Here is a 20774-nt window from a genome sequence, read left to right as displayed (position 1 = left end):
CCGGCGGCCGTCGCCACTGTCGCTGGAGCGTGCTGGCGCCGTCCCACTCGCGCCCCTCGTCCCCGAACATATTCCCGAACTGATTCTTACGGACCGGGAATCCCGGCACCGGTTAATGGTGCCCAGCCGAACGTCACGGTATGACGCGACGGCAGCTGGTCCCTCGCCGCGCGGCACCGCCCGGTCGCCCGCTGACGCATCCCCCGGCGTCTCGCTCGCCGATGGACGACGGTCGCTCCCTCCAGACCGATGGTTGATCCGACGCTCGCCCTCGCCGCCGACGCCACGCTCCCAGCGGTCGCGCCGCTGGCGACGGTCCTCGATGCGCTTCCCGCCTTCCTCTCGCCGGAGCTGGCGAGCCGGATGCAGTTCGGCTGGACGATCTCCGTCCACATCCTGTTCGCGTCGCTGTCGATCGGCCTGGCACCGTTCGTCGTCTACTTCACCTGGAAGGATGTCCGCACGGGCGCCGAGCAGTACGCCAGGCTGCGGGAGTTCTGGGTCGGTATCTTCGCGGTCGGCTTCGTGATGGGGACGGTGACGGGGATTCCGATGAGCTTCCAGTTCGGGACGAACTTCCCGCGCTTCGCGGAGGTCTCCGGCGAGCTGATCGGCGGCCCGCTGGCGTTCGAGGCGAAGATGGCGTTCTTCCTCGAGGCGGTGTTCCTGGGCGTCCTCCTGTTCGGTCGCGAGCGGGTCTCCGATCGCCAGTACGTGCTCTCTTCGGTGCTGGTCGGCGTCGGCGCGTGGCTCTCGGGCTTCTGGATCCTGGTCGTCAACGCCTGGATGCAGACGCCGCGGGGGTACGAGCTGGTCCAGCGGAACGGGATGCAGGTCGCCAAACTGACCGACCCCGCCGCGGCGTTCCTGAACCCGCGCTTCCCGTGGATGTACGTCCACATGATGAACGCCGCGGTGATCGCCGTCTCGCTGGCTGTCGCGGGCGTCGCGGCCTTCTTCCTCTGGCGACGGCGGGATTCTGAAGCCTGGGGGACGGCCCTGAAGATCGCGGTCGTCATCCTGCTCGTCTCCGCGCCGTTCCAGGCCGTCCACGGGGACGCCTACGCCCGCCACGTCGAGGACACCCAGCCCCAGAAGTTCGCGGCGATGGAGGCCCACTACGAGACCGGGCAGGCCGATCTGCACCTGATCGCGATCCCGAAGGACCCCGATGCGTTGACCGATCCGCGCGCGGAGAACCTCTGGACGGTGAGTTTGCCGGGGGTGGGATCGTACCTCGCCAGCGGCGGCGACTTCGACGCGGAGGTCCTCGGGTTGAACGAGTACGAGGAGAACCCGCCAGTGGCGATCGTCTTCTGGGCGTTCCGCTTCATGGTCGGGCTGGGCTTCCTGTTCATCGGGCTGGCGCTCTGGGGTGGCTATCTCGCGGTCAGGGGCCGGCTCACTGACAGCGATCGGTATCTCCAGGCCATGATGCTCGCCTCGCCGCTTGGCTTCGCCGCGATGCTCACCGGCTGGTACGTCACGGAGATCGGTCGCCAACCGTGGGTGGTCCAGGGCGTCCTGCGTACGGAGGACGCCGTCTCGACGAGCCTCGGATCGGCGGAGGCGACGGCGACGCTGCTGGGGTTCGTCGTCCTCTACGTGCTCCTGCTGGCCGCCTTCCTGTACGTCTGCAAGCTCCTCGTCGAAGCGGAGCTGGCGCGGGTCGAGGGCCGCGAGGGCCAGGACGCAGCCGCCGGCTCCGTCTGGTCTCGCGTCCCGATCCTCGGGACGGTCGCCGGGGGTGAGGACGAATGAACCCAGACGCCGTCGCCGACCTGTCCGTCGCGCCGCTCTCGCTCTTCGGCGACTCGTATCTCCACCCCGATCTCCCCGAGATCTGGTTCGGAATCGTGCTCGCCACGCTGACCCTGTACGTCGCCCTCGACGGGTTCGACTTCGGGATCGGGATGTGGTACGCGACCCGCGACAAGCACGACCGCGAGCAGTTCCTCGCCGCGTTCGGCCCCGTCTGGGACGCCAACGAGGTCTGGCTCGTCGCCTTCGGGACGACGCTCCTCGGCGCGTTTCCCGCGGCGTACGCGAACCTCCTGAGTCGGCACTACCTGCTCGCGATCGCGGCGGTGATGGCGCTGCTCCTGCGTGGCGTCGCCCCGGAGCTCCGCGAGCAACGCGACGACGAGGCCTGGCGCCGGAACTGCGACCGGCTGTTCGTCGCGGGCAGCACACTCTCCCCGCTCCTGCTCGGGACGCTCGTGGGTAGCTGGATCTTCGGCACCGGGACGCTCTCGCTCCCGGCGGTGCTGACCGCCCTGGTGGTGATCGCGCTCTCGCTGACGAGCGGGGCGGCCTACCTGGCCGCGAAGACCGAGGCGTCGCTCGCCCAGGAGCTCGCCCGCTACGGCCAGTTCGCGACGGGCGCGTACCTCGCGAGCGTGGTGGTCCTGCTTTGCACCGTGCTCGCGCTCGATCCTCGCGGTCTCCGCGGCGAGTTGCTCTCGGCGCCCGAGATCCTGCCCGTCGCTGCGATCGTCCTCGCGAGCGTCGGGCTGGCGGTCGGCGGCGTCGCCCTCTCGCGATCGGGACGCTACCGCTCCTGGTTCGCGAGCACTCTCGGGCTGGGCGCACTGCTCGGGAGCTTCGTCGGCGTGGTGCTCTACCCCGAGGTCTACCCGGCGACCGGGCTCACGATCACTGAGGCAACAGTCTCCCCGGTCGCGCTCAACCTCCTGACGATCCTTGGAGTGCCGGTGCTCGCCCTCGTCCTGGGCTACTTCGTCTACCTCTACTCGGTGTTCGGCGGCACGGTCGAGGGCGAGGGGTACGGCGAGTAGGGCGGTCAGCGGCGGGCACGACGCCCCAGTGGGCCAATTCCCGGGAGCGGAGGCAGGCATCCGTGCTTTCTTGGCCGCGTTCTCCGTGGTACCGGTATGCACGGCGAGGAGGCGACGACCGTCGAGGATCGGTCGGCACTCGACGGGTCGCCCGAGGCCGCGCTCGCCGTCGACTGCCTCCTCGCGGGGATCGACGCCGCGCGACCGGAGACGGTCCTCGCCGAGACCGTTCGCGTCGACGGCTCGACGCTCATCGTCGACGGCGAGTCCTACGACCTCGACGTCTTCGAGCGCGTGCTCGTCCTCGGCGGCGGCAACGCGGCCGGCCGGATGGCCGCTGCGCTCGAGGCGCGCCTCGGCGACCGCATCGACGACGGGATCGTGGTGACCGACGATCCCGTCCCGCTCGACGTCGTCGAGTCCGTGACCGGATCGCACCCCACGCCCGATCGCGCAGCGCTGGAGGGGACCGAACGCCTGCTGGCGCTCGCCGAGGACGCGGGCGAGGACGACCTGCTCCTGGGGGTCGTCACCGGCGGCGGGAGTGCGCTGTTGCCCGCTCCGGCGGGTGACGTCACGCTCGCGGACCTCCAGGCGCTGACCGAGTCGCTCGTCCGGAGCGGCGCCACCATCGACGAGATCAACGCGGTGCGAAAGCACGTTTCGGCCCTGAAGGGCGGTCGTCTCGCGCGAGCGGCTGCGCCCGCGACGACGGTCGCGACGGTGCTCAGCGACGTCGTCGGCGACGATCCCGCGACGGTCGCCAGCGGCCCGTTCTCGCCGGATTCGACGACGTACGAGGAGGCACGGGCCGTCCTCGATCGGTACGACGTCTCGGTGCCGGACTCCGTCGAGCGACTGATAGAACGTGGCGTCGCCGGGCGCGCTCCCGAGACGCCCGGTCCCGACGATCCAGCCTTCGATGCCGTCGACGTCCACGTGCTCGCCTCGAACGGAACAGCCGTCGAGGCTGCACGGGCCGTCGCCGAGCGAGCCGGCTACGATCCGCTCGTGCTCTCGACCCGGATTCGCGGGGAGGCCAGCGACGTGGGGACCGTCCACGGCGGCATCGCCGCAGAGGTGGCGGCGAGCGGGCGACCGGTGGAGCCCCCGGCCGTGCTGCTCTCCGGCGGCGAGACGACGGTGACGGTCGGCGACGCCGAGGGTCGCGGCGGTCCGAACCAGGAGTTCGCACTCACGAGCGCGCTGGAGCTGTCTTCCTCCTGTTCTCCCTTTTCGTCCGCTTCCGCCTCGGCGTCGGACTCGCCGGAGATCGTCGTAGCGGCTGTGGACACCGACGGCATCGACGGGAGCACCGACGCAGCGGGAGCGCTACTGTCGCCAGACCGTATCGCTGGCGGGAACGGTGGTCGTTCGGCTGCCCGGCGAGCCCTCGACGACCACGACGTCTACCCGTTTCTCGAGGACGCCGGTGCCTTGCTTCGGACCGGGCCGACGGGGACGAACGTGAACGATCTCCGGGTGATCGTGATCGGCGATTCGTGATTCCAGCGTGGCTCCGGCGTTGTGGCTGATCGATGGGTGGTGCTGCTATGCACGATCGGGAGAAACCGAGAAAATCGCTCCTGCCCGGAGAACGGGGCGGTGGAGCGCGCTCAGATGACGCGGTTCTGCAGGTAGTCGAGGTGCTTCGCGTTGTAGACGATCTTGACCTCGTCGGCAGCGGGGCTGCCGATGCAGGTCAGGCGGACGTTCTTCTCGTCGACCTCCTCGTCGGAGAGGATCTGCTGCATGTCCATGTCGATGTCGCCCTCGAGGACGATGGCGGCGCAGTTCGCACACGCGCCGGCACGACACGAGAACGGCCAGTCGTAGCCCTGGGCCTCGGCGGCCTCGAGGATGTACTCGCCTTCGTTGACGTCGAGGGTGCCGTAGTCCTCGTCGGAGAGGTCCATGTCGGCAGCCTCGCCGAACACGTCGTCGTCGTACATATCCCAGCCCTCGTCGTCCACCACGTCGTAGTTGAGGTATTCTACGGTAGGCATCAACCGGAAATTCTGCGCCCGCACTGTTCAACCTTGCTGTTCCGCGCTGTACGGCCGTCCAGATCCCTGGCAACACTTGTGATCGGGCTGGACGACCGGTAGCACCGGGCAGTTCGGCAGGCCACTGCCTGCGATCGCAGCACCGGCTCAGACGACCTGATTCCGGAGCGTCAGTCCCTCGCCCTGGCGCTCGACGTTGTCGATGACGATCTCGGCGACGTCCCGGAAGTAGTCCCGCGTCCGTGCTGCGGCGTGTGGCGTCACGATCACGTCGTCCATCCCCCAGAGCGGCGACTCCTTGGGCAGGGGCTCCTCCTGGAACACGTCGAGCGCCGCGCCGGCGATCTCCCCGTCTTCCAGCGCGCTCACGAGTGCGTCCTGGACGACGACGCCCCCGCGGGCGACGTTGATCAGGTAGGCGTCGTCGCGCATGGCGGCCAGCTCGGCGGGGCCGATCATCCGCCGCGTCGACGGCGTCAGCGGCACCGCGAGCACGACGAATTTCGCGTCCATGAGCGCGGTGTGGAGTCCCTCGTGCCCGTAGACCTCGTCGACGATCGGCACCGGATCCGGCGTGCGCCGCACGCCCCAGACGTCCATCCCCATCCAGGTCGCGCGCTCGGCGACGCCCTGGCCGATCGTCCCCAGCCCGACCACGCAGACGGACTCGTCCGCCAGCGTGAACGGGCGATCCCAGTCCGGGTCGGCCCACTCCTCACGATCTTGGGCGCTGCGGTACGCGTGGAGGTTCCGGGCGAGCGCGGTCATGTACCCAACGACCGTCTCGCCGACGCTCGCGCCGTGGATTCCCGTACTGTTCGTGAGGACGACGCCCTCGGCCTCGAACTCGTCCTGCGGGAAGCGATCGACGCCGGCCTGGATCGAGTGGACCCAGTCCACCGCGTCGAGGAAGTACTCGCGGTAGTCGAAGGTGACGACGCCGTCGCAGGCGCCCAGCGCGATGGGATCGTCGCCGATCTGCTCGGCCTCGACGCCGTCCGCGTCGTCGAGGAACGTCTCGAGCTCGGCGGGCGGGAACACCGCCTCGACGGACTCGTGGATACCCAGCTTCATCGTCCGGACGTGAGGCCGGGAACTATAAAATGGAACTGGCGGTTGAACGTCGTGGTTGGTTTTGGTAACTCTGGCATCAAGGCAGTGAGCTCCAAAAGCCCCAGAGCGCTCGATGACCCGGGCACCGAAAGACTTCGCTACGCTCGTCTTTCGAGGTCACACTCACTTCGTTCGCGTGACGCTCGCTGCGCGCTTCCCTCCTTCGCTACGCTCAGTCGGTGCAGTGCTTACGTCGCCCGGGGACAGCCGACCACCCTGCCCCTTTCGAAGCCCCACCCACCGCACCTCGATCCTCCCCAACCTCCTGCGCTGCTCACGTCGCTGGCGCTCGTTGCGCTGCTCGTCCCTCGCACGCTACGCGGCTGCTGACGCTTCCGTCGGAGCAAGCTCCGACGGCGTTCGCCTCGCTTCGCTCGGCTCACAGCCGCGAAACGCGCGCCACCGCGCCTTCCACCGAAATTAGACCACTCAAGAAACGATTCGGGTGGGACTCCGGAAGGGGCCGACCGCTCCGGGAAGCACGGCGACGTAAGCACCGCAGCCGACCGGAGGTCGGCAAGGAGCGCAGCGAGCCGCGCGACCGGAGCGGGAGGGGGCTTCCGTGGCTGTTCATAGCCCAAGTTCCACTCCAGCCAACGATCGCAGCCACACAACGACAAATCACAACCCCTCGCAGCCACCGATTCGACCGCTACTCGTCGGGATAGAACAGTGCCCGGTAGCACCGATTGAACGCCTGCCTGCGCACGGTCGCGACGGCGGCGTCCTGCTCCTCGTGGAAGGTCGCGGCGAGTGCGAGCCCGTCGAACTCGTGCCAGGCGACGTTGTCGACGTTCTCGTTGCCGGACTCGACGACCTCGCCGTCGTACTCGGCTCGCCAGTCCTCGAACTCCGCACTCGTGCCGACTGTCACGCTGAGGTTCGAGGCGAACATCGCGTCGCGAGTCGTCGCCACGACCTCCGGCGAGACGCGCTCGCGGAAGTCCTCGATCTCGAGCGCTCGCGCGACCTCCTTCGTCACCACGGAGGCCGGCGTCGCCAGCTCCTCGTAGGCGGCGCGGGCGTCGTCGGGATCGGCGGGTGCGAGCCGTCCGGTCGTCTCCATGGGCGATCCTGGCGCGTGGGGCTACTCGTCGCTGTCGGTTTCGGCTGCTCCGTTGCCGGGCGCGTCGCTGTCAGCTCCATCGTCGGGAGCCTGCTCGCTGTCAACGTCCCTCTCCGTAGCGTCGAGCATCTGCTCGGTGATCTCTCGGGCTTCGGCGAGCACTGCGGCCGCCTCGTCGCTAGTCCCCGCGGTGCGGCTGCCATCCCCGGATCGACCGCCACCGCCGCCGTGCTCGTGCCCGCCCTGGTGAGCGTGCCCGACGTCGGGGTGTTCGCCAGCGCTGTCGTCGACGAGGTCGTGTTCGACCTCCTCGGCGTGCTCGATCGCGACGGCGGCGATCTCGTCGGGGCTCGCCTCGTGCCAGTCCTCGCTCCCCTCGCCTGCGGCCGCTTCGGCGTGCTCGTCGAGCCAGTCCTCGTGCTCGCCGCCGCGGGTCATCGCGACGATCGCGAGGTGGTGAGCGAGATGCTCGCCGTCGGGCGTGAGCGTCTCACAGACCGGGCAGGCGTAGGCCATGCCCGAAAATCGGTCCGGCCGGGGAAAAATGCTACAGCTCCCGGGCGAGCACGAGTGCGTCCTCGCCGTCCTCGTAGTACCCTTCACGCCGGCGCATCGGCGAGAAGCCGAAGTCGCGATAGAGCGCTTGCGCCGGCTCGTTGTCCTCCCGGACCTCGAGTTTCACCGAAGCCGCGCCCTGGCCGGCGACCGTGACGATTGCTCGCTCCAAGAGCGTGCTCGCGATGCCACGGCGGCGGTGCTCGGGATGGACCGCGAGGTCCTTGACGTGGCCGAACGCCCGCCCGTGGTTCGGGGTCACTTCCGCGACGACGTAGCCGACGACGCCGCCGTCGTCGATCGGGTCGGTCCCGGTCCCTGCCGCTTGCTCTCCGTCCGCGTCACGTCCCGGAGATGCGCCGCCCTCGGCGCTCGCAGCCACGGCTCCCTCGGGCTCCTCGACGGCGACGAGAAAGCCCGGCGCGTCGACGAACCGCTCGAACGCCTCGAAGGGCCACGGCGTCGGGAACGCCGCTCGCTCGATGCGGTGGACGGCGAGCAGGTCCGCCCGCTCGACCTGGCGGACGTGGATGGCGTCGGTGTCGGGGGCGACCGTCACGTCGGAACCCTTCGCGGTCGCGAACTAAAGAGCCAGCGGTGAGTTCGTCGAGTGGCTCACTACGGCCTTCAGGCCTACGGCGGCGGCCGCTCGCCCATCGAGCCCGGTCCGACGCCTCAGTCGTCGGTCACCGCGGCACGGTCGCTCGGCCCAGGGGCGTCCCAGAACGCGGAGTCGGTCCGCAGCTTCGGTACCCAGGTGTCCTCCTCGCGGGCGAGCAGCGCGACGCGGGACGGTGGGCGGTCTTTCAGCACGTCGTGCTCGGGCAGATGCTCGCCGATCTCGCGAGTGAAGTCCACCACGTCCTCGTGCTCGGGCATGTTCGAGCGGTCGAGCCGGCCCCGCGAGTGCCCGACGTGCATGTAGGCTTTCAGCTCGATAAAGTCCGGATCCGCACGCTTGTAGAATGCGGCGTACCAGTCCGGATCGCGCATGTTGTGGCCGTCGACGAGCGTGGTCCGGAGGACGGTCCGCGTCTCGTCTTTCCGTGCGAGCACGTCCATCGTGTCGATCAGCTTCTCCCAGGCGCCGTCCTCGACGGCCTTCACCGTCTGGTCGAACGTCCAGCGATCCGGTGCGTCGACGGAGACGTACAGCTGCGTGGGATCACACTCCGCGAGCACCTCTGGCCGGGTGCCGTTCGAGACGAGGAACGTCGTCAGCCCCCGGTCGTGGAACGCCTCGATCAGTTCCGGGAGGTACGGGTACAGCGTGGGCTCGCCGTCGAGCGAGATCGCGACGTGGCGGGGTTCGACCGCCTCCTCGAAACGCTCCTGGGGCACGTTGTCGTTGCCCTTGTAGCCGCTGAGGAGCTCGCGCTGGAGCTCGATCGAGGCGTCGACGACCGCCTCGGGGTCGTCCCACTCGACGCCGTCGAGCTCGTAAGCGTGGCCGGCGTGGTCGCGCCAGCAGAACACGCAGCGTTCGTTGCACTTGACGACGGGCGTCATCTGGATGCAGCGGTGAGAGCGGATGCCGTAGAAGGCGTGCTTGTAGCAGGTCCCCTCGCCGTTGAGGGCGTTCTTGGTCCAGCCGCAGGTCTGGGCAGCGGTGTGGTTGACGCTGTGGTAGTCGGGGTCGTCGACCTGCTTGGGTCCGTCCGCGTCGCTCATACCCCAGCGTTGAGGGCGAGCGGGAAAAGCGGGCGGGTCCGCGGGCGGCCGTTCGGCAACCCCCTTTTTCACCCCTGCCCACATTCGTGCTAACATGTACCGCGTCCTGCTTCCCGTCGACGTGAACGAATCGCGGGCGCTCGCTCAGGCCGAGTACGTCGCCACACTCCCCGACGCCGCGAACGCCGTCGAGGCACTCCTCCTGTTCGTCTTCGACGAGACGTCGGACGACGTGCCCGACGAGCACAGGCGGTTCAACACGGCGACGCGCGTCGGCGCCGTCCGTCGGGCGAGCGAGCGTCTCGAGGAAGCGGGCGTCGACGTGAACGTCCTCGAGGAGAGCGGCGATCCCGTCGACCGGATCCTCGAGACCGCCGACGAACGTGCGGTCGAGTCGATCGTCGTCGGCGGGCGCAAGCGCTCCGCCGTCGGGAAGGCGGTCTTCGGCTCCGTCGCCCAGGACGTGCTTCGCGGGACGTCGCTGCCCGTCGTCGTTACCGGTTCCCGCGAGGAATGAGTCGGGCGGCCAGCCGACGAGCGGTGCCGATGCACTCGAACGCTCTCCCCCCTACTGGAGTGCGTAGAGCCGTTCCTCCTGCTTCGTGAAGATCGTCCCCGAGGCGATCGCGATACCGGAGTCGCCCGTCGCGGCGTCCGTCTTCCACCGGGGGGTCCCGTCCGTGTCGATGGCGTGAATGCCACTGCTCGAGCCGACGTACACCGTCTCGTCGGCGACGACTGGCGTACCGCAACTGTCGCCGAGTTGGACACGCCACTGTACGGTCCCATCGGACGCCGAACGGGCGGCGAGCCCGTCCGGATCGCTCATGTAGACGGTGTTCCCCACGACGGCAGCGTCGCTCGGATACGACTGCTCGAGTTCGTGGAACCACTGGACCGTTCCCGTCTGCGGGTCGAGGGCGTGGACGGTCCCCCGCTCCTCGCCAAAGCCGGCGAACGTCACTCCGACGACCCGCCCGTCCACGACGGCGTGTGACCCGCCGACTTGACGGTCGTCGTCAGTGCTCCAGACGGTGCTCCCATCGTCCGGTGAGAGTGCCCACGTCGTGTCGTGATTGCCAACGTAGAGCTGTTCCGGTCCCAGGGCCGGGGAGTACATGTGGCCCGGCGAGTCCGTTTCGAGCGTTCGGGTCCAGGCGGATTCCCCCGTCTCCCGTTCGATCGCGTACACCAGCCCGTTGGTATCGGTGACGATGACGAGTTCGTCGGTCAGCACCGGATCCGACGAGACCTCGAAGTCGGCGGCGTAGGTCCAGCGCTCGGTTCCGTCGGTGTGAAACGCGCGGACTCGAAAATCGTCACAGCCGAACGCGAGGAACTCCCCGTCGATCGCGGCGGTCGAGTGGATCCACTTGCCGGTCTCCACGGTCCAGTCCGTCTCACCGGAAGCAGCGTCGAGTGCGTAGAACGTACTGCCCCCGTTCCCCAAGAACACCTTCCCGTCCGCAATCACCGGCGTTGCCCCACCGTTTCCTGGCCCGATCTCACGCTCCCAGAGCAGCGACGGTCGTTGCTGCGGAGCGCTGACGTCGTCCGCTGCCCCGGAGTTTTGCCAGTCGTACTGCCAGGAGGGGTACCGCTCGGTGATCTCCGACCCGCTTCCACCGGTATCGTCGTCCTCCGACTCACTCCCTCCGGCATCGTCGATCTCCGGCTCACTTCCTCCGCCATCGTCGTCCCCTGATAGCCTGGAGCAGCCGGCAAGGAGACTACTGCCCGCAATCAGCAGTTCGCGTCGCCCGGGCCGTTGCATAGGTTCGACCGCCGTTCGAAAACCAATAAGCACACCGAAAGATCGGGGAACCGCCGAGCCGGATCGTCGCGCGGTCGTTGTCCGCTCCGCCGCCGGAACACCGGTGACGCCGTCGCGCCCATCCCGACAGCCTCAAACCGACCCCGAAAGTACCGCTCTCCATGTTCAGACAGCTTCGCGCGGAGGCCGCCGAGGCCATCGAGGCGGCCCTCGCCGCCGAGGGCTACCCGACTGGCGATCTCGGGTTGGAGGAGCCGCCCGAGGACGTCGACGCCGTGCTGGCCTCCAGCGTCGCCTTCCGGCTGGCGAGCGAGGCCGGCGCGCCGCCGCCACAGGTCGCCGGCGAGATCGTCGCTGAAATCGAGGCCCAGACCGACGACTGCGCCGACCTCGAGTTCGTCGATCGCGTCGAGGCTGCTGGCCCGTACGTGAACGTCTTCCCCGCGGACGCCTACCTCGCCGCGACCGTCGAGGCCGCGGCCGACGAGGCCTACGGGCACCTCCCCGATCGCGACACCTCGATGGTCGTCGAGCACACCTCCGCGAATCCGACGGGACCGGTCCACGTCGGGCGCGCACGAAATCCGATCATCGGCGACTCCGTCGCGCGGCTCATGGACTACGCCGGCTACGACGTCGACGTTCACTACTACGTCAACGACGCCGGCCGCCAGATCGCGACGTTCACCTGGGCGTACGAGACGTTCGACGAGGCGGATCTCGCCGACGCCGGCTACGCCGAGCCAGAACGCGACAAGCCGGACTACGACCTCGTCCGCTACTACCGGCTGGGCAACGCCTCCCTCGACGGCGAGCACCCCGACGCGGACGAGGCCGCCATCGAGGCCGCAGAGGACGAGATCCAGGCGATCATGCAGGGCCTGGAAGAAGGCGACGAGGCCACCTACGAGCGCACCACCGAGGTCGTCGATGCAGTGCTCTCGGGGATGCAGGACTCGCTCAACCGCCTTCCCGCGGAGTTCGACGAGTTCGTCAAGGAGACGCGGTTCATGTTCGACGGCTCCGTCGAGGCGCTGATGGAGCGGATGCAGAACCTCGAGGAGGCCGTCTACGAGGAGGAGGCCTGGCAGCTCGATCTCGCCGAGTTCGGCATCGAGAAGCAGTTCGTCTTCCAGCGCTCCGACGGCACCAGCCTCTACGCGACGCGGGACATCGCCCACCACGAGTGGAAGTTCGAGAACTACGACCGCGCGGTCACCGTCCTCGGCGAGGACCACAAGCTCCAGGCAAAGCAGCTCCAGGCGACGCTCGACCTGTTGGGCAACGACACGGACCGCCTCGACTCGATCCACTACTCGTGGGTGAACCTCCCCGGCGGCGAGGGGATGAGTACGCGAGAGGGCACTGGGATCGACCTCGACGACCTCCTCGACGAAGCCATCGAGCGCGCCCGCGCGGAGTACGAATCACGCGCCGCCGACCGCCTCCGCGACGACGACCTGAGCGAGGCCGACGTCGAGCGGATCGCCCGCCAGGTCGGCATCGGCGCGGTGCGCTACGACGTCGTCAGCAAGCAGCCCACGAAGGCGATCACCTTCGACTGGGAGCGCGCGCTGGACTTCGAGGCCCAGTCCGCGCCGTACCTCCAGTACGCCCACGCGCGTTGCTGTGGGATCCTCGACGAAGTGCGGTCCGCGGGCGTCGCAATCCCCGACGATGGCGGCGTCGACGCGGCGGCCCTGGAAGAAGACGCGGCCCGCGACCTGCTGCTCACGATCGGGCGGTTCCCGGCGGTCGTCGAGGACGCTGCCGAGGACCTCCAGCCCCACGTCGTCGCGACCTACGTCCGCACGCTCGCCGATCGATTCAACGCATTCTACCGCTCCTGCCCGGTGCTCGACGCCGACGGGGAGCTCCAGCAGGCCCGGATCGGCACGGTGCTCGCGGCGCGGACGACGCTCGCCAACGCGCTGGACGTGCTCGGCGTCGCCGCTCCGGAGTCGATGTAGGGTCGGGCGAAGGCGTCGGCGGTACGAGCCGGCCAACCGGGGAACGAATAGGAAACGAGAAACGGATCGAGGGTCGCGCAAATGGCGATCGATGCTGCGCCGCCGTCAGCCGTCGGTGGATTCTACGTCGTCCGGCACCGCTTCCGGTTTCGAGGCCCCGGTTCGATCCGCGAGCTGTGCGGCGATCCGGCGATAGCCGATGGATGCCTTGCTCTCGGGGTTCTGCACGACGAGTGGCACGCCGGCGTAGAGGCTGCCCCGCAGTGCAGCGTCTTCGGGCACCGTTCCGAGCAGGTCGATTCCGAGGTCCGCCGCCGCATCTTCGGGATCGATGGCGTCCGTGGCGCGGGTGCGCGTCACCACGAGACCGAGCACCTCGCCGTCGGCGCGCTCGACGAGGTCCATCGTCTTCCCCACGTCGTTGACGGCCGCCGGCTCGGGCGTCGCGATCAGGATGACGCCGTCGGCGACGCCGAGTGGAAGCACGGTCTCGTGGCTGATCCCCGCCCCGACGTCGAGGAAGACGTAGTCGAAGCGCCCGCGAAGGTCCTCGACGACGTCGCCGAGCCCGCGGGCGTCGGTCTTGGCGTAGCTGTCGAGCTCCTCGCCGGAGGGAATCGCGAAGATACCGCGAGCGACCTCGTATGTGGCCTCGGTCACGTCGGCCTCCTCGGCGAGCACGTCGTGGAGCGTCGCGTCGCCGGGATCCAGCGAGAGCAGCCCGGACATGTTGGCCATCCCGAGGTCGGCGTCGACGACCGCGACGCGAAAGCCGCCGCCGGCGATCGCCGTCGCGACGTTGACGGCCGTCGTGGTCTTCCCCACGCCGCCCTTTCCGCTCGCGACCGCGAAGACGTGCTGCTCGGACATCGGTTCTTCCTGAATTCGCGTGGGGCTGCCTAATAAATGCCGGCACGATCGGACGGGGAACCGTCGATCGTCGCGTTTGCCCTCCGAGCAGCGATGGGCTGGTCGGGGCGGAGGTACGTCGCTCGGAACGTCGACGCGTCGCTCGATGCGTCGATTCACCGATTGAGGAATCGCTACGTGCTCGGACAGCCAACGTGCCGATCGACAGTCGATCGAACGATCGGCCGCCTCACCACCAGAACGCGTACAGCACGGTGAACGCGGCGTAGGCACCGACCGTCGATATCACTGGAACGACGTTCTGCATGAGGATCACCCGGCCGGTGGTCTCGGGGTCGAACAGGTCCGACGCCTGCGGGATGTCGTCGGGTTCTTCTTCGCCCATCTCTGGCGCTGCCTCGCCGGGTTCGTCGGCGGCGAGCGCGCCGACGGAGACCCGCGGGGACTCTTCGCCCGTGCGAACGTCCGAGACGGTCACCGAGCGGGTCGCCCGCCCCCAGCCCAGCCCGATGATCGACATCGTCGCAATGACGACGAAGCTCGCGGGGATCCCCAGCAGCGAGAGCGCGACGACGATCGCCGAACTCACCGTCGCGACGACGATCGCCGCCGTCAGTGGCAGATCCGTGATGTCGTTGCCGAGCGTGTCGAGGGTCCGCCGCGCGATGGTGAACGCCCCGATACCGACCGCCACGCAGCCGATGATGATCCCGGGGTTCATCCCGAGTTCGCCGCTGCCGACCAGCGGCGCGATCGCGTTCGCCACGTTCGAGGTTCCCGAGGAGAAGGCCATCACGCAGCCGATGACGACGACGATGGTCGCCCCGGCGATCTCCTTGTCAGTGGTGTTCGGGCCGCGAACCGGCCGCGGGATCGTCCCCGACCGGTCCAGTTCGAGGAGTTCTCCCTCGGTGCTGTGGAGGGCGACCCACTGGTTGAGCGTCGGGTAGACGTAGCGGCCGATGACCCCGGAGACCCAGAACCCGACGACCGGCGCGACGATCCACCAGGTGACGATCTCGCCCATCACTTGCCACTGGAGCTCCCCGGTGGCCACGCCGAGCCCGGCGATCGAGCCCACGGCCGTCATCGACGTCGAGGCCGGCACGCCCGCGTAGTTCCCGATGAACAGCGCCAGCCCGATGAACAGCAAGACGACGATGCTGGCTTCCAGCGTGAACACGCCGGGGTCGCCGACGAGGTCGCTCCCGAGTGTGTCGACGACGCGCCGGCCGATCGTCCACGCGCCAACGAAGAAGAACACGGACATCAGCGCGGCCGCGGTCGCCTTCGAGATCACGTCCGCGCCCACAGCGGGGCCGAACGCTGGGCCGGTCGTCGAGCCGCCGATGTTGTACCCGACGAAGACGGCGACGATCAGCCCGACGATGAGGAGCGCTTCAGGCACGATAGATACCAGCCCCGGCGGGCTGTTAAGTGGTGCGTCTGCGAGCGGCCCGACGACCGACCGCGACCGCGCTTCCCCCGCACCGAGATCGGGCGAACGATTGCAGGGCCGGTTCGTGTCCGCTCAGGGAACGAGCTGCTCGCCGTCGTCGTCGTAGATCGCGATGGCGTCGACGGGGCAGGCCCGCGCCGCGAACTTCGCGTCGAGCTCCGACCCCTCGGGCACCTCGCGGACGAACAGGTCGTCCTCGGCCTCCTCGCTCTCCGCGAGGACGGCCTTGCCGGCGTCCTCGTCCTTCTCGAATGCGTCCCACTCCGCGACGCACTGGAACATGCCGATACAAACGTCGCGATCGTACTCGACGCGCATGAGCAGGGCTTGGCGGGAGGCGACCATAGGCGTGGCGACCGCCGCCGTTCGCGGTTCGATCGCCGTGCGAGCGCCACGGTTCCCCACGCCAGCGTTAAGGCCGAACCGGCCCGACAGCCGAGCATGAAGCGCATTATCGACACGAACGCGGCGCCGGAGGCCGTCGGCGCGTACAGCCAGGGTACCCGCACCGACGACATCGTCTTCACCGCCGGACAGATTCCCCTGACGCCGGACGGCGAACTCCTCGACGGCGAGCCCATCGCCGACCAGACGGAGCAGGCGCTGGACAACGTGGTCGCCGTGCTCGCCCAGGGCGGTGCCGAGCCCGAGGACGTGCTGAAGGTCACCGTCTATCTCGACGACATCGACGACTTCGACGCGATGAACGAGACGTACGCGGGCTACTTCGAGCGGGAGCCGCCGGCCCGGAGCGCCGTCGGCGTCGACGCGCTCCCGAAGGGCGTCGGCGTCGAAATCGAAGCGATCGCGGCGATCGAGTGATGGATCCCGCCCGAAAGAGCGCCCTCCTCTGGGGCGTGATCGGCGCGCTCGCCTTCGGCGTGCTCTACCAGGGGTACGGCATCGTCGGCGATGCGACCGTCGACTGGCCGGTGCTGTTCGGCGGGATGGTCGTCGTCGGTATCGTCTCGACGCTGCTCACCCCGCGAGCGGAGCGCCGGCTGCTCACAGTGCGGGAGTGACGGATACGCGCCGCAGGAATCGTCAGTAAGGTATCGAACGACGGTCGCGCCGGTCGGTCGGTTTAGGGCGGCTTCGGCGCGGCGTTCTGCAGTGCGGTCTCGGCGACGTTCCCCCCGTAGTCCGCGCTGCGGGAGAGGGAGTCGACGATCAGCCCGAGGTGCTGGGCCTCCTGGGGATCCTGCTCGCGCAGCAGGTCGTCGATGTGTCGGGCGTGCTGGTCGATGTCGAGGATCGAGTCCGTCGCGTCGCGGGCCAGCTCCGTGGATCGGTCGCTGTCCTCCTCCAAGAGCGCGTCCATCGCCGTGTCGATCACGTCGGCAGCGTCGTCGTGGAGCTCGGTGAGCGCGGTCGCGACGTCGTCGTCGATCTCCTCGAGCTGTTTCGAGAACTGGGCGATCTTGGCGGCGTGGTCGGCGATGCGTTCGAGCTGGCGAGCGCTCGAGTGGTAGTCGAAACAGACCTCGCGGGGCAGGCCGAGCTCCTCCGTTGCGCTCGGCGAGCGGAGCGTGGCGCGGAACACCCGCGAGACGACGAACCAGAGGCGATCGACGTCGTCGTCCCGGTCGACGACGCTCGCCGCGACGTCGTCGTCGTTCTCGAGGAGGCCACGGACGGCGTCCTCCAGCATGCCGAGCGCGATGAGGCGCATCCGCGTGACCGCGTTGTCGACGGACAGCTCCGAGGAGTCGAGCAGGTCCTGGACGACGACGCGGTCGCTCGTCTCCTCGATGACCTCGACGCCGACGAGCCCCTGGGCAGCGTCCCGGATCGCCTGGCGCTGGTCGGCAGAGATCGCGTCTCCCTGCAGCGTGATGACGTCGAACCCGCTGACGTACATCGTCATCACGGCGCGCGTGAGCCGCTCGCCTTCGAGCCCGCCGACGTCGAGCGTCCCCTCGGTGCGGCCGGACTCCCGGCGCGGCGTCAACACGAGTGCGTTGGATTCGTGGTGGAACTCGACCTCGCTCCCGGCCTCGACGCCGTTCTCGGTCGCCCACTCCTTGGGAAGTGACACCGTGAACGTCGACCCCCCGGTGAGCTGGACCTTTCGCGTCTCCATACCTGGGAGTTAGACTGGAGGTCCATAAGTCCACGCTATCATATATAGCGCCAGCTATTGCCTTCCTGTCACCAGAACGGGGCGCTACGCCTGTATTCGGTACGTCCCTTCCAGTAGCGGTATTTGTCTCTATATATGGATATGGAGCGATAATAGTAGGGTATTTAGACCAATGGCCGCAACCGTCGGGCGAGCGGACCGACTCCGCGGCGGGGCGGGCCATTCCGCGCTGGATCCAGTCATGACCGACACAGCACCACCGACGACCTCCGAGGCGGACGGGGACGGGGGAACGGATCGGGACGCGTCAGCCGGCGACGACGCCGATGACGACGTCCTCATCGACACCACGGTCTCGACGGCGGACGACGGCGGGACCGTCCACCGGGCCGACACCGTTCTCGCAACGCGCGAGCTCGAGGTCCACTACGGCGACGAACAGGCGCTCAAACCCACCACGATGGAGATCCCCGAGCGCCGCGTCACGGCGATCATCGGCCCATCGGGCTGTGGGAAGTCCACCTTCCTGCGGTGTATCAACCGCATGAACGACCTCATCGAGGGCTGTTCCGTCGACGGCGAGTTGCGGTTCCGCGGGAAGAACGTCTACGACGACGACGTCGATCCCGTCGCGCTCCGCCGGACGATCGGGATGGTATTCCAGAAGCCCAACCCGTTCCCGAAGTCGATCCGGGACAACGTTGCCTACGGCCTGGAGGTCCAGGGCAAGGAGGCCGACGACGAGAAGATCGAGCAGGCGCTCAAGCGGGCCGCGCTCTGGGACGAGGTCAAGGACCAGCTCGACTCCTCCGGCCTCGACCTCTCCGGTGGCCAGCAACAGCGCCTCTGTATCGCCCGGGCGATCGCGCCCGACCCCGAGGTCCTCCTGATGGACGAGCCCGCGAGCGCGCTCGATCCCGTCGCGACCTCGAAGGTCGAGGACCTCATCGAGGAGCTCTCCGAGGATTACACCGTCGTCGTCGTGACCCACAACATGCAGCAGGCGGCGCGGATCTCCGACCGCACCGCAGTCTTCCTCACCGGCGGCGAGCTCGTCGAGTACGACGACACCCAGAAGATCTTCGAGAACCCCGACGACGACCGCGTCGAGGACTACATCACGGGCAAGTTCGGGTAGCGCTCCGGGACCGACGACCGTTCCCGGGCGGCTGACGCGGTGCCAGCGTTCTTCTCCGATCCTCACCGATCGAGCGCTGGCGTCGGCGTCTCGTCGACCGACTGGCGCGAGACCTGCTGGATCGCGATCCCGCCCACGTTGGCGCCGTACTCGGCCGTCCGGCGGAGGCTGTCGAGTACCAGCCCGACGGTGTGGGCCTCGCCGGGAACGTCGTGATCGTAGAGTTCCCGATCCAGCGTCTCGATCTCCTCGACGAGGGCGTCCCGTCGCGCCAGCGCGTCGTTGGCCGTCTCGACGGCACCGTCGGCGAGCACCACGCTCGCCGCGTCGTCGACGATGCCGCGTGCGTCCGCACCGAACGTCTCGAGGCGGTCGTCGAAGCCGTCCGGGAGCCCGGCGTCGGGATCGAGTGCGAACCGGGCGATCTTCACCGCGTGATCGGCGACGCGCTCGAACTGCCTGCACGCGTAGTAGTACTCGAAGAGGTCGTCGCGGGAGTGATCGAGCTTCTCGACTTCCTGGAGGTCCGTCAACGCTCGTCGGAAGTGCCGGGTCACCATCGCGAAGAGCTTGTCCGCTTCGGCGTCGCGGGAGACGACGCGCTCTGCGAGTTCGCGGTCGTTCTCGACGACGGCGGCGACGGCGTCCCGGTGCATCGCCAGCATGACGAGCCGGAGTCTGAGCGCGCTCTTGCGAACGTCGACGTTCGTCGCGTCGATGAGGTTCGTGAGCTCGATTCGCGTGTCCGAGGCGTCGAGCAGTTCGAACCCGGAGAGCTCTGCGACGGTCGTCGCCACCGCTCGACGGCGCTCCTCGCCGTGCCCGGAGCGATCGAGCAGGACGACCTCGTCGAACCCGACGGCGTGGAGCGCGCGGATCCGCTCGCGGACGGCGTCCGTGCTGGTCGTCGAGACGTCGACCGTCGCAGACCGGTCCGTAGCGTCTGCGGTGCCCGAGGGCTCGACCAGCAGCGAGCCGTCTCCGTTGGGATGCAGAGCGAGGACCGAGCCGGCAGCGATCCCGTGTTCTTCCGCCCAGGCCTTCGGCAGCGAGACGGTGTAGGTCGTCCCTCCGGAGAGCTGGACCTTGCGGGTCTCCATGATCGAAGCATCTGCGGGACCCCCCGTTACCGTTGCTATGAGTGGAACGTGCCGGTGCTAACCGGTACATATCGGTACCGTGGCCTCGCTGATCGGGACGAACACGGGGAGCGCGTCGGTCTCCACGGACGAGTCCGGACCCGTCCGGACAGTCTGTGGGGCACACTCATGGACGGGCCCCTGCCACGAGCGCTATGTCCCGGCAAACGTGGCACCGTCCGCGGGACGCCACAACACAGGGCCGCGACGCGACGCTCGCGCAGGTGATCGAGACCGTCGATCGGACGGCACCGTCGACCAAGGCCGAGCTGGCCGAGGCCGTTGGCATCTCCGAGCAGTACTGCTCGGAGCTCCTCCAGGAACTCAAACGCGAGGCGGTCGTTCGGAAAGCCTACGTCGTCGACGACGCCGCAGTCTACGCGACAGCCGGCGGCGTTTCCCAGTTCTTCGACGGCGAAGCGGGGTCCAGCGACGAGTCCGACGGCGTCCACTCGCCAGTCGGTGCAGGAGCCGCCGGTGCTCCGACCGCGTCGGAGGTCCGACGTGGCCGCGCAGTGCTGGACCTCCTGGAGCGCCTGGACGAGGTGACTGCAACGCAGTACGAGGCCGTCCAGCAGTCATACGTCGGGGAGACGCCCGACGAGCCGCCGGGCGCTCTGGAGTCGCTCACGAACGAGCGCTACTTCGCCGTCATCGACGAGCTGAAATCCTACACGCTGACGACCGACTGGCCGGGAAACCGCGTGGCATCGGACCTCGCGACGATCGCGACCAACCTCGAGATCGTCGGGGATCGCGCCTGTTTCATCGCCGACGTCGTCGACGAACGCGACGTCACCGCGACGGGCGTCGTCGACGAGCGCGTTCGCTCGGTGTTCGACGCCGGCGCGGAGATCAACCGACTGTTCGGCAAGGTGTGCTTCGAGGCCGACCTCGACGCCTTCGAGCCGCTCCAGGCCACCGAGGAGGCCGTCCACCGCGACCTCGACGAGCTGTTCGAACTCGTCACCGCCTACGATCGGGACGTCTACGCCTACCTCGTCACGGTCACCCGCGCGCTCGAGCGAGCGATCTACTACTGGGTCGACGCCGCCGAGATCGCGGTGCGGCTCCACGCCGGCGTCCAGCCCGAGCACGCGCCGGTGTGAGCGGCCGTCGCGATTGTCGTCGA

Annotated in this window: 21 protein-coding genes; 9 read left to right on the top strand and 12 right to left on the bottom strand. The window is 68.5% G+C overall.

The window, feature by feature from the left end:
* Positions 1 to 363: 363 nt before the first annotated feature.
* The 3 genes from ACZ5KP_RS07250 (at position 364) to ACZ5KP_RS07240 (ending at position 4304) form a co-directional block, all read left to right on the top strand.
* Positions 364 to 1761 carry a cytochrome ubiquinol oxidase subunit I gene (locus ACZ5KP_RS07250; protein WP_460923440.1) on the top strand — a complete coding sequence of 466 codons (1398 nt, stop codon included), beginning with the start codon at positions 364 to 366 and terminating at the stop codon, positions 1759 to 1761.
* Positions 1758 to 2798: a cytochrome d ubiquinol oxidase subunit II gene (locus ACZ5KP_RS07245; RefSeq protein WP_460923049.1), complete on the top strand. Its 1041-nt coding sequence runs from the start codon at positions 1758 to 1760 to the stop codon at positions 2796 to 2798. The genes ACZ5KP_RS07250 and ACZ5KP_RS07245 overlap by 4 nt, the downstream gene beginning before the upstream one ends.
* 96 nt (positions 2799 to 2894) lie before the next feature.
* Entirely contained in the window at positions 2895 to 4304 is a 1410-nt protein-coding gene (locus ACZ5KP_RS07240; protein ID WP_460923051.1) for a glycerate kinase type-2 family protein, read from the top strand.
* Between the two features lie 110 nt (positions 4305 to 4414).
* On the opposite strand, the gene fer is transcribed toward ACZ5KP_RS07240, so the two are convergent.
* The 6 genes from fer to twy1 form a co-directional block, all read right to left on the bottom strand.
* The gene (fer, locus tag ACZ5KP_RS07235) at positions 4415 to 4804 is read right to left on the bottom strand and encodes a ferredoxin Fer (RefSeq protein ID WP_460923053.1); all 390 of its coding nucleotides are present in this window, start codon (positions 4802 to 4804) and stop codon (positions 4415 to 4417) included.
* A gap of 147 nt (positions 4805 to 4951) precedes the next feature.
* Positions 4952 to 5878: a D-2-hydroxyacid dehydrogenase gene (ddh, locus tag ACZ5KP_RS07230; protein WP_460923055.1), complete on the bottom strand. Its 927-nt coding sequence runs from the start codon at positions 5876 to 5878 to the stop codon at positions 4952 to 4954.
* 691 nt (positions 5879 to 6569) lie between these two features.
* A complete protein-coding gene (locus tag ACZ5KP_RS07225; protein WP_460923057.1) occupies positions 6570 to 6983 on the bottom strand; it encodes a DUF5809 family protein in 414 nt (137 codons plus the stop codon).
* A gap of 21 nt (positions 6984 to 7004) precedes the next feature.
* Positions 7005 to 7499, bottom strand: a complete 495-nt coding sequence (locus ACZ5KP_RS07220) for a DUF5810 domain-containing protein (protein WP_460923059.1) — start codon at positions 7497 to 7499, stop codon at positions 7005 to 7007.
* A 31-nt stretch (positions 7500 to 7530) separates the two neighbouring features.
* Positions 7531 to 8097 carry a GNAT family N-acetyltransferase gene (locus ACZ5KP_RS07215; protein WP_460923061.1) on the bottom strand — a complete coding sequence of 189 codons (567 nt, stop codon included), beginning with the start codon at positions 8095 to 8097 and terminating at the stop codon, positions 7531 to 7533.
* A 116-nt stretch (positions 8098 to 8213) separates the two neighbouring features.
* Entirely contained in the window at positions 8214 to 9209 is a 996-nt protein-coding gene (twy1, locus tag ACZ5KP_RS07210; RefSeq protein ID WP_460923063.1) for a 4-demethylwyosine synthase TYW1, read from the bottom strand.
* A 94-nt stretch (positions 9210 to 9303) separates the two neighbouring features.
* Between twy1 and ACZ5KP_RS07205 the strand changes: the two genes are divergently transcribed.
* Positions 9304 to 9726: a universal stress protein gene (locus ACZ5KP_RS07205; RefSeq protein ID WP_460923065.1), complete on the top strand. Its 423-nt coding sequence runs from the start codon at positions 9304 to 9306 to the stop codon at positions 9724 to 9726.
* A gap of 51 nt (positions 9727 to 9777) precedes the next feature.
* Here the strand turns inward: ACZ5KP_RS07205 and ACZ5KP_RS07200 are convergent, their stop codons facing one another.
* On the bottom strand, positions 9778 to 10983 hold the full coding sequence (locus ACZ5KP_RS07200) for an outer membrane protein assembly factor BamB family protein (protein ID WP_460923067.1): 1206 nt from the start codon (positions 10981 to 10983) through the stop codon (positions 9778 to 9780).
* A 161-nt stretch (positions 10984 to 11144) separates the two neighbouring features.
* On the opposite strand from ACZ5KP_RS07200, the gene argS reads away from it, so the two are divergent.
* The gene (gene argS / locus ACZ5KP_RS07195; RefSeq protein ID WP_460923069.1) at positions 11145 to 12953 is read left to right on the top strand and encodes an arginine--tRNA ligase; all 1809 of its coding nucleotides are present in this window, start codon (positions 11145 to 11147) and stop codon (positions 12951 to 12953) included.
* Between the two features lie 105 nt (positions 12954 to 13058).
* On the opposite strand, the gene ACZ5KP_RS07190 is transcribed toward argS, so the two are convergent.
* The 3 genes from ACZ5KP_RS07190 to ACZ5KP_RS07180 all read right to left on the bottom strand — a co-directional run bounded on the left by ACZ5KP_RS07190 (position 13059) and on the right by ACZ5KP_RS07180 (position 15600).
* Positions 13059 to 13823 carry a P-loop NTPase gene (locus ACZ5KP_RS07190; RefSeq protein WP_460923071.1) on the bottom strand — a complete coding sequence of 255 codons (765 nt, stop codon included), beginning with the start codon at positions 13821 to 13823 and terminating at the stop codon, positions 13059 to 13061.
* A gap of 229 nt (positions 13824 to 14052) precedes the next feature.
* Positions 14053 to 15231, bottom strand: a complete 1179-nt coding sequence (locus ACZ5KP_RS07185) for an inorganic phosphate transporter (RefSeq protein WP_460923073.1) — start codon at positions 15229 to 15231, stop codon at positions 14053 to 14055.
* A gap of 123 nt (positions 15232 to 15354) precedes the next feature.
* Positions 15355 to 15600 carry a ferredoxin gene (locus tag ACZ5KP_RS07180; RefSeq protein ID WP_460923075.1) on the bottom strand — a complete coding sequence of 82 codons (246 nt, stop codon included), beginning with the start codon at positions 15598 to 15600 and terminating at the stop codon, positions 15355 to 15357.
* A 123-nt stretch (positions 15601 to 15723) separates the two neighbouring features.
* On the opposite strand from ACZ5KP_RS07180, the gene ACZ5KP_RS07175 reads away from it, so the two are divergent.
* Positions 15724 to 16104 (top strand): Rid family detoxifying hydrolase, encoded by a 381-nt coding sequence (locus ACZ5KP_RS07175; protein ID WP_460923077.1) that lies wholly within the window; start codon positions 15724 to 15726, stop codon positions 16102 to 16104.
* The gene (locus ACZ5KP_RS07170; RefSeq protein WP_460923079.1) at positions 16104 to 16304 is read left to right on the top strand and encodes a hypothetical protein; all 201 of its coding nucleotides are present in this window, start codon (positions 16104 to 16106) and stop codon (positions 16302 to 16304) included. The genes ACZ5KP_RS07175 and ACZ5KP_RS07170 overlap by 1 nt, the downstream gene beginning before the upstream one ends.
* Positions 16305 to 16366: 62 nt before the next feature.
* Here the strand turns inward: ACZ5KP_RS07170 and ACZ5KP_RS07165 are convergent, their stop codons facing one another.
* Positions 16367 to 17365 carry a PhoU domain-containing protein gene (locus ACZ5KP_RS07165; RefSeq protein WP_460923081.1) on the bottom strand — a complete coding sequence of 333 codons (999 nt, stop codon included), beginning with the start codon at positions 17363 to 17365 and terminating at the stop codon, positions 16367 to 16369.
* A gap of 241 nt (positions 17366 to 17606) precedes the next feature.
* Here ACZ5KP_RS07165 and pstB point away from each other — a divergent pair, with 241 nt between their 5' ends.
* Complete coding sequence (gene pstB, locus ACZ5KP_RS07160) at positions 17607 to 18503, top strand: phosphate ABC transporter ATP-binding protein PstB (protein ID WP_460923442.1); 897 nt, start codon at positions 17607 to 17609, stop codon at positions 18501 to 18503.
* A gap of 62 nt (positions 18504 to 18565) precedes the next feature.
* Here the strand turns inward: pstB and ACZ5KP_RS07155 are convergent, their stop codons facing one another.
* Entirely contained in the window at positions 18566 to 19603 is a 1038-nt protein-coding gene (locus ACZ5KP_RS07155) for a PhoU domain-containing protein (RefSeq protein WP_460923083.1), read from the bottom strand.
* Between the two features lie 194 nt (positions 19604 to 19797).
* Here ACZ5KP_RS07155 and ACZ5KP_RS07150 point away from each other — a divergent pair, with 194 nt between their 5' ends.
* The gene (locus tag ACZ5KP_RS07150) at positions 19798 to 20751 is read left to right on the top strand and encodes a winged helix-turn-helix domain-containing protein (RefSeq protein WP_460923085.1); all 954 of its coding nucleotides are present in this window, start codon (positions 19798 to 19800) and stop codon (positions 20749 to 20751) included.
* Positions 20752 to 20774 lie beyond the last annotated feature (23 nt).

This window comes from Salinarchaeum chitinilyticum (genome assembly GCF_055390775.1).
This window is presented reverse-complemented; position numbering and strand designations above follow the sequence as displayed.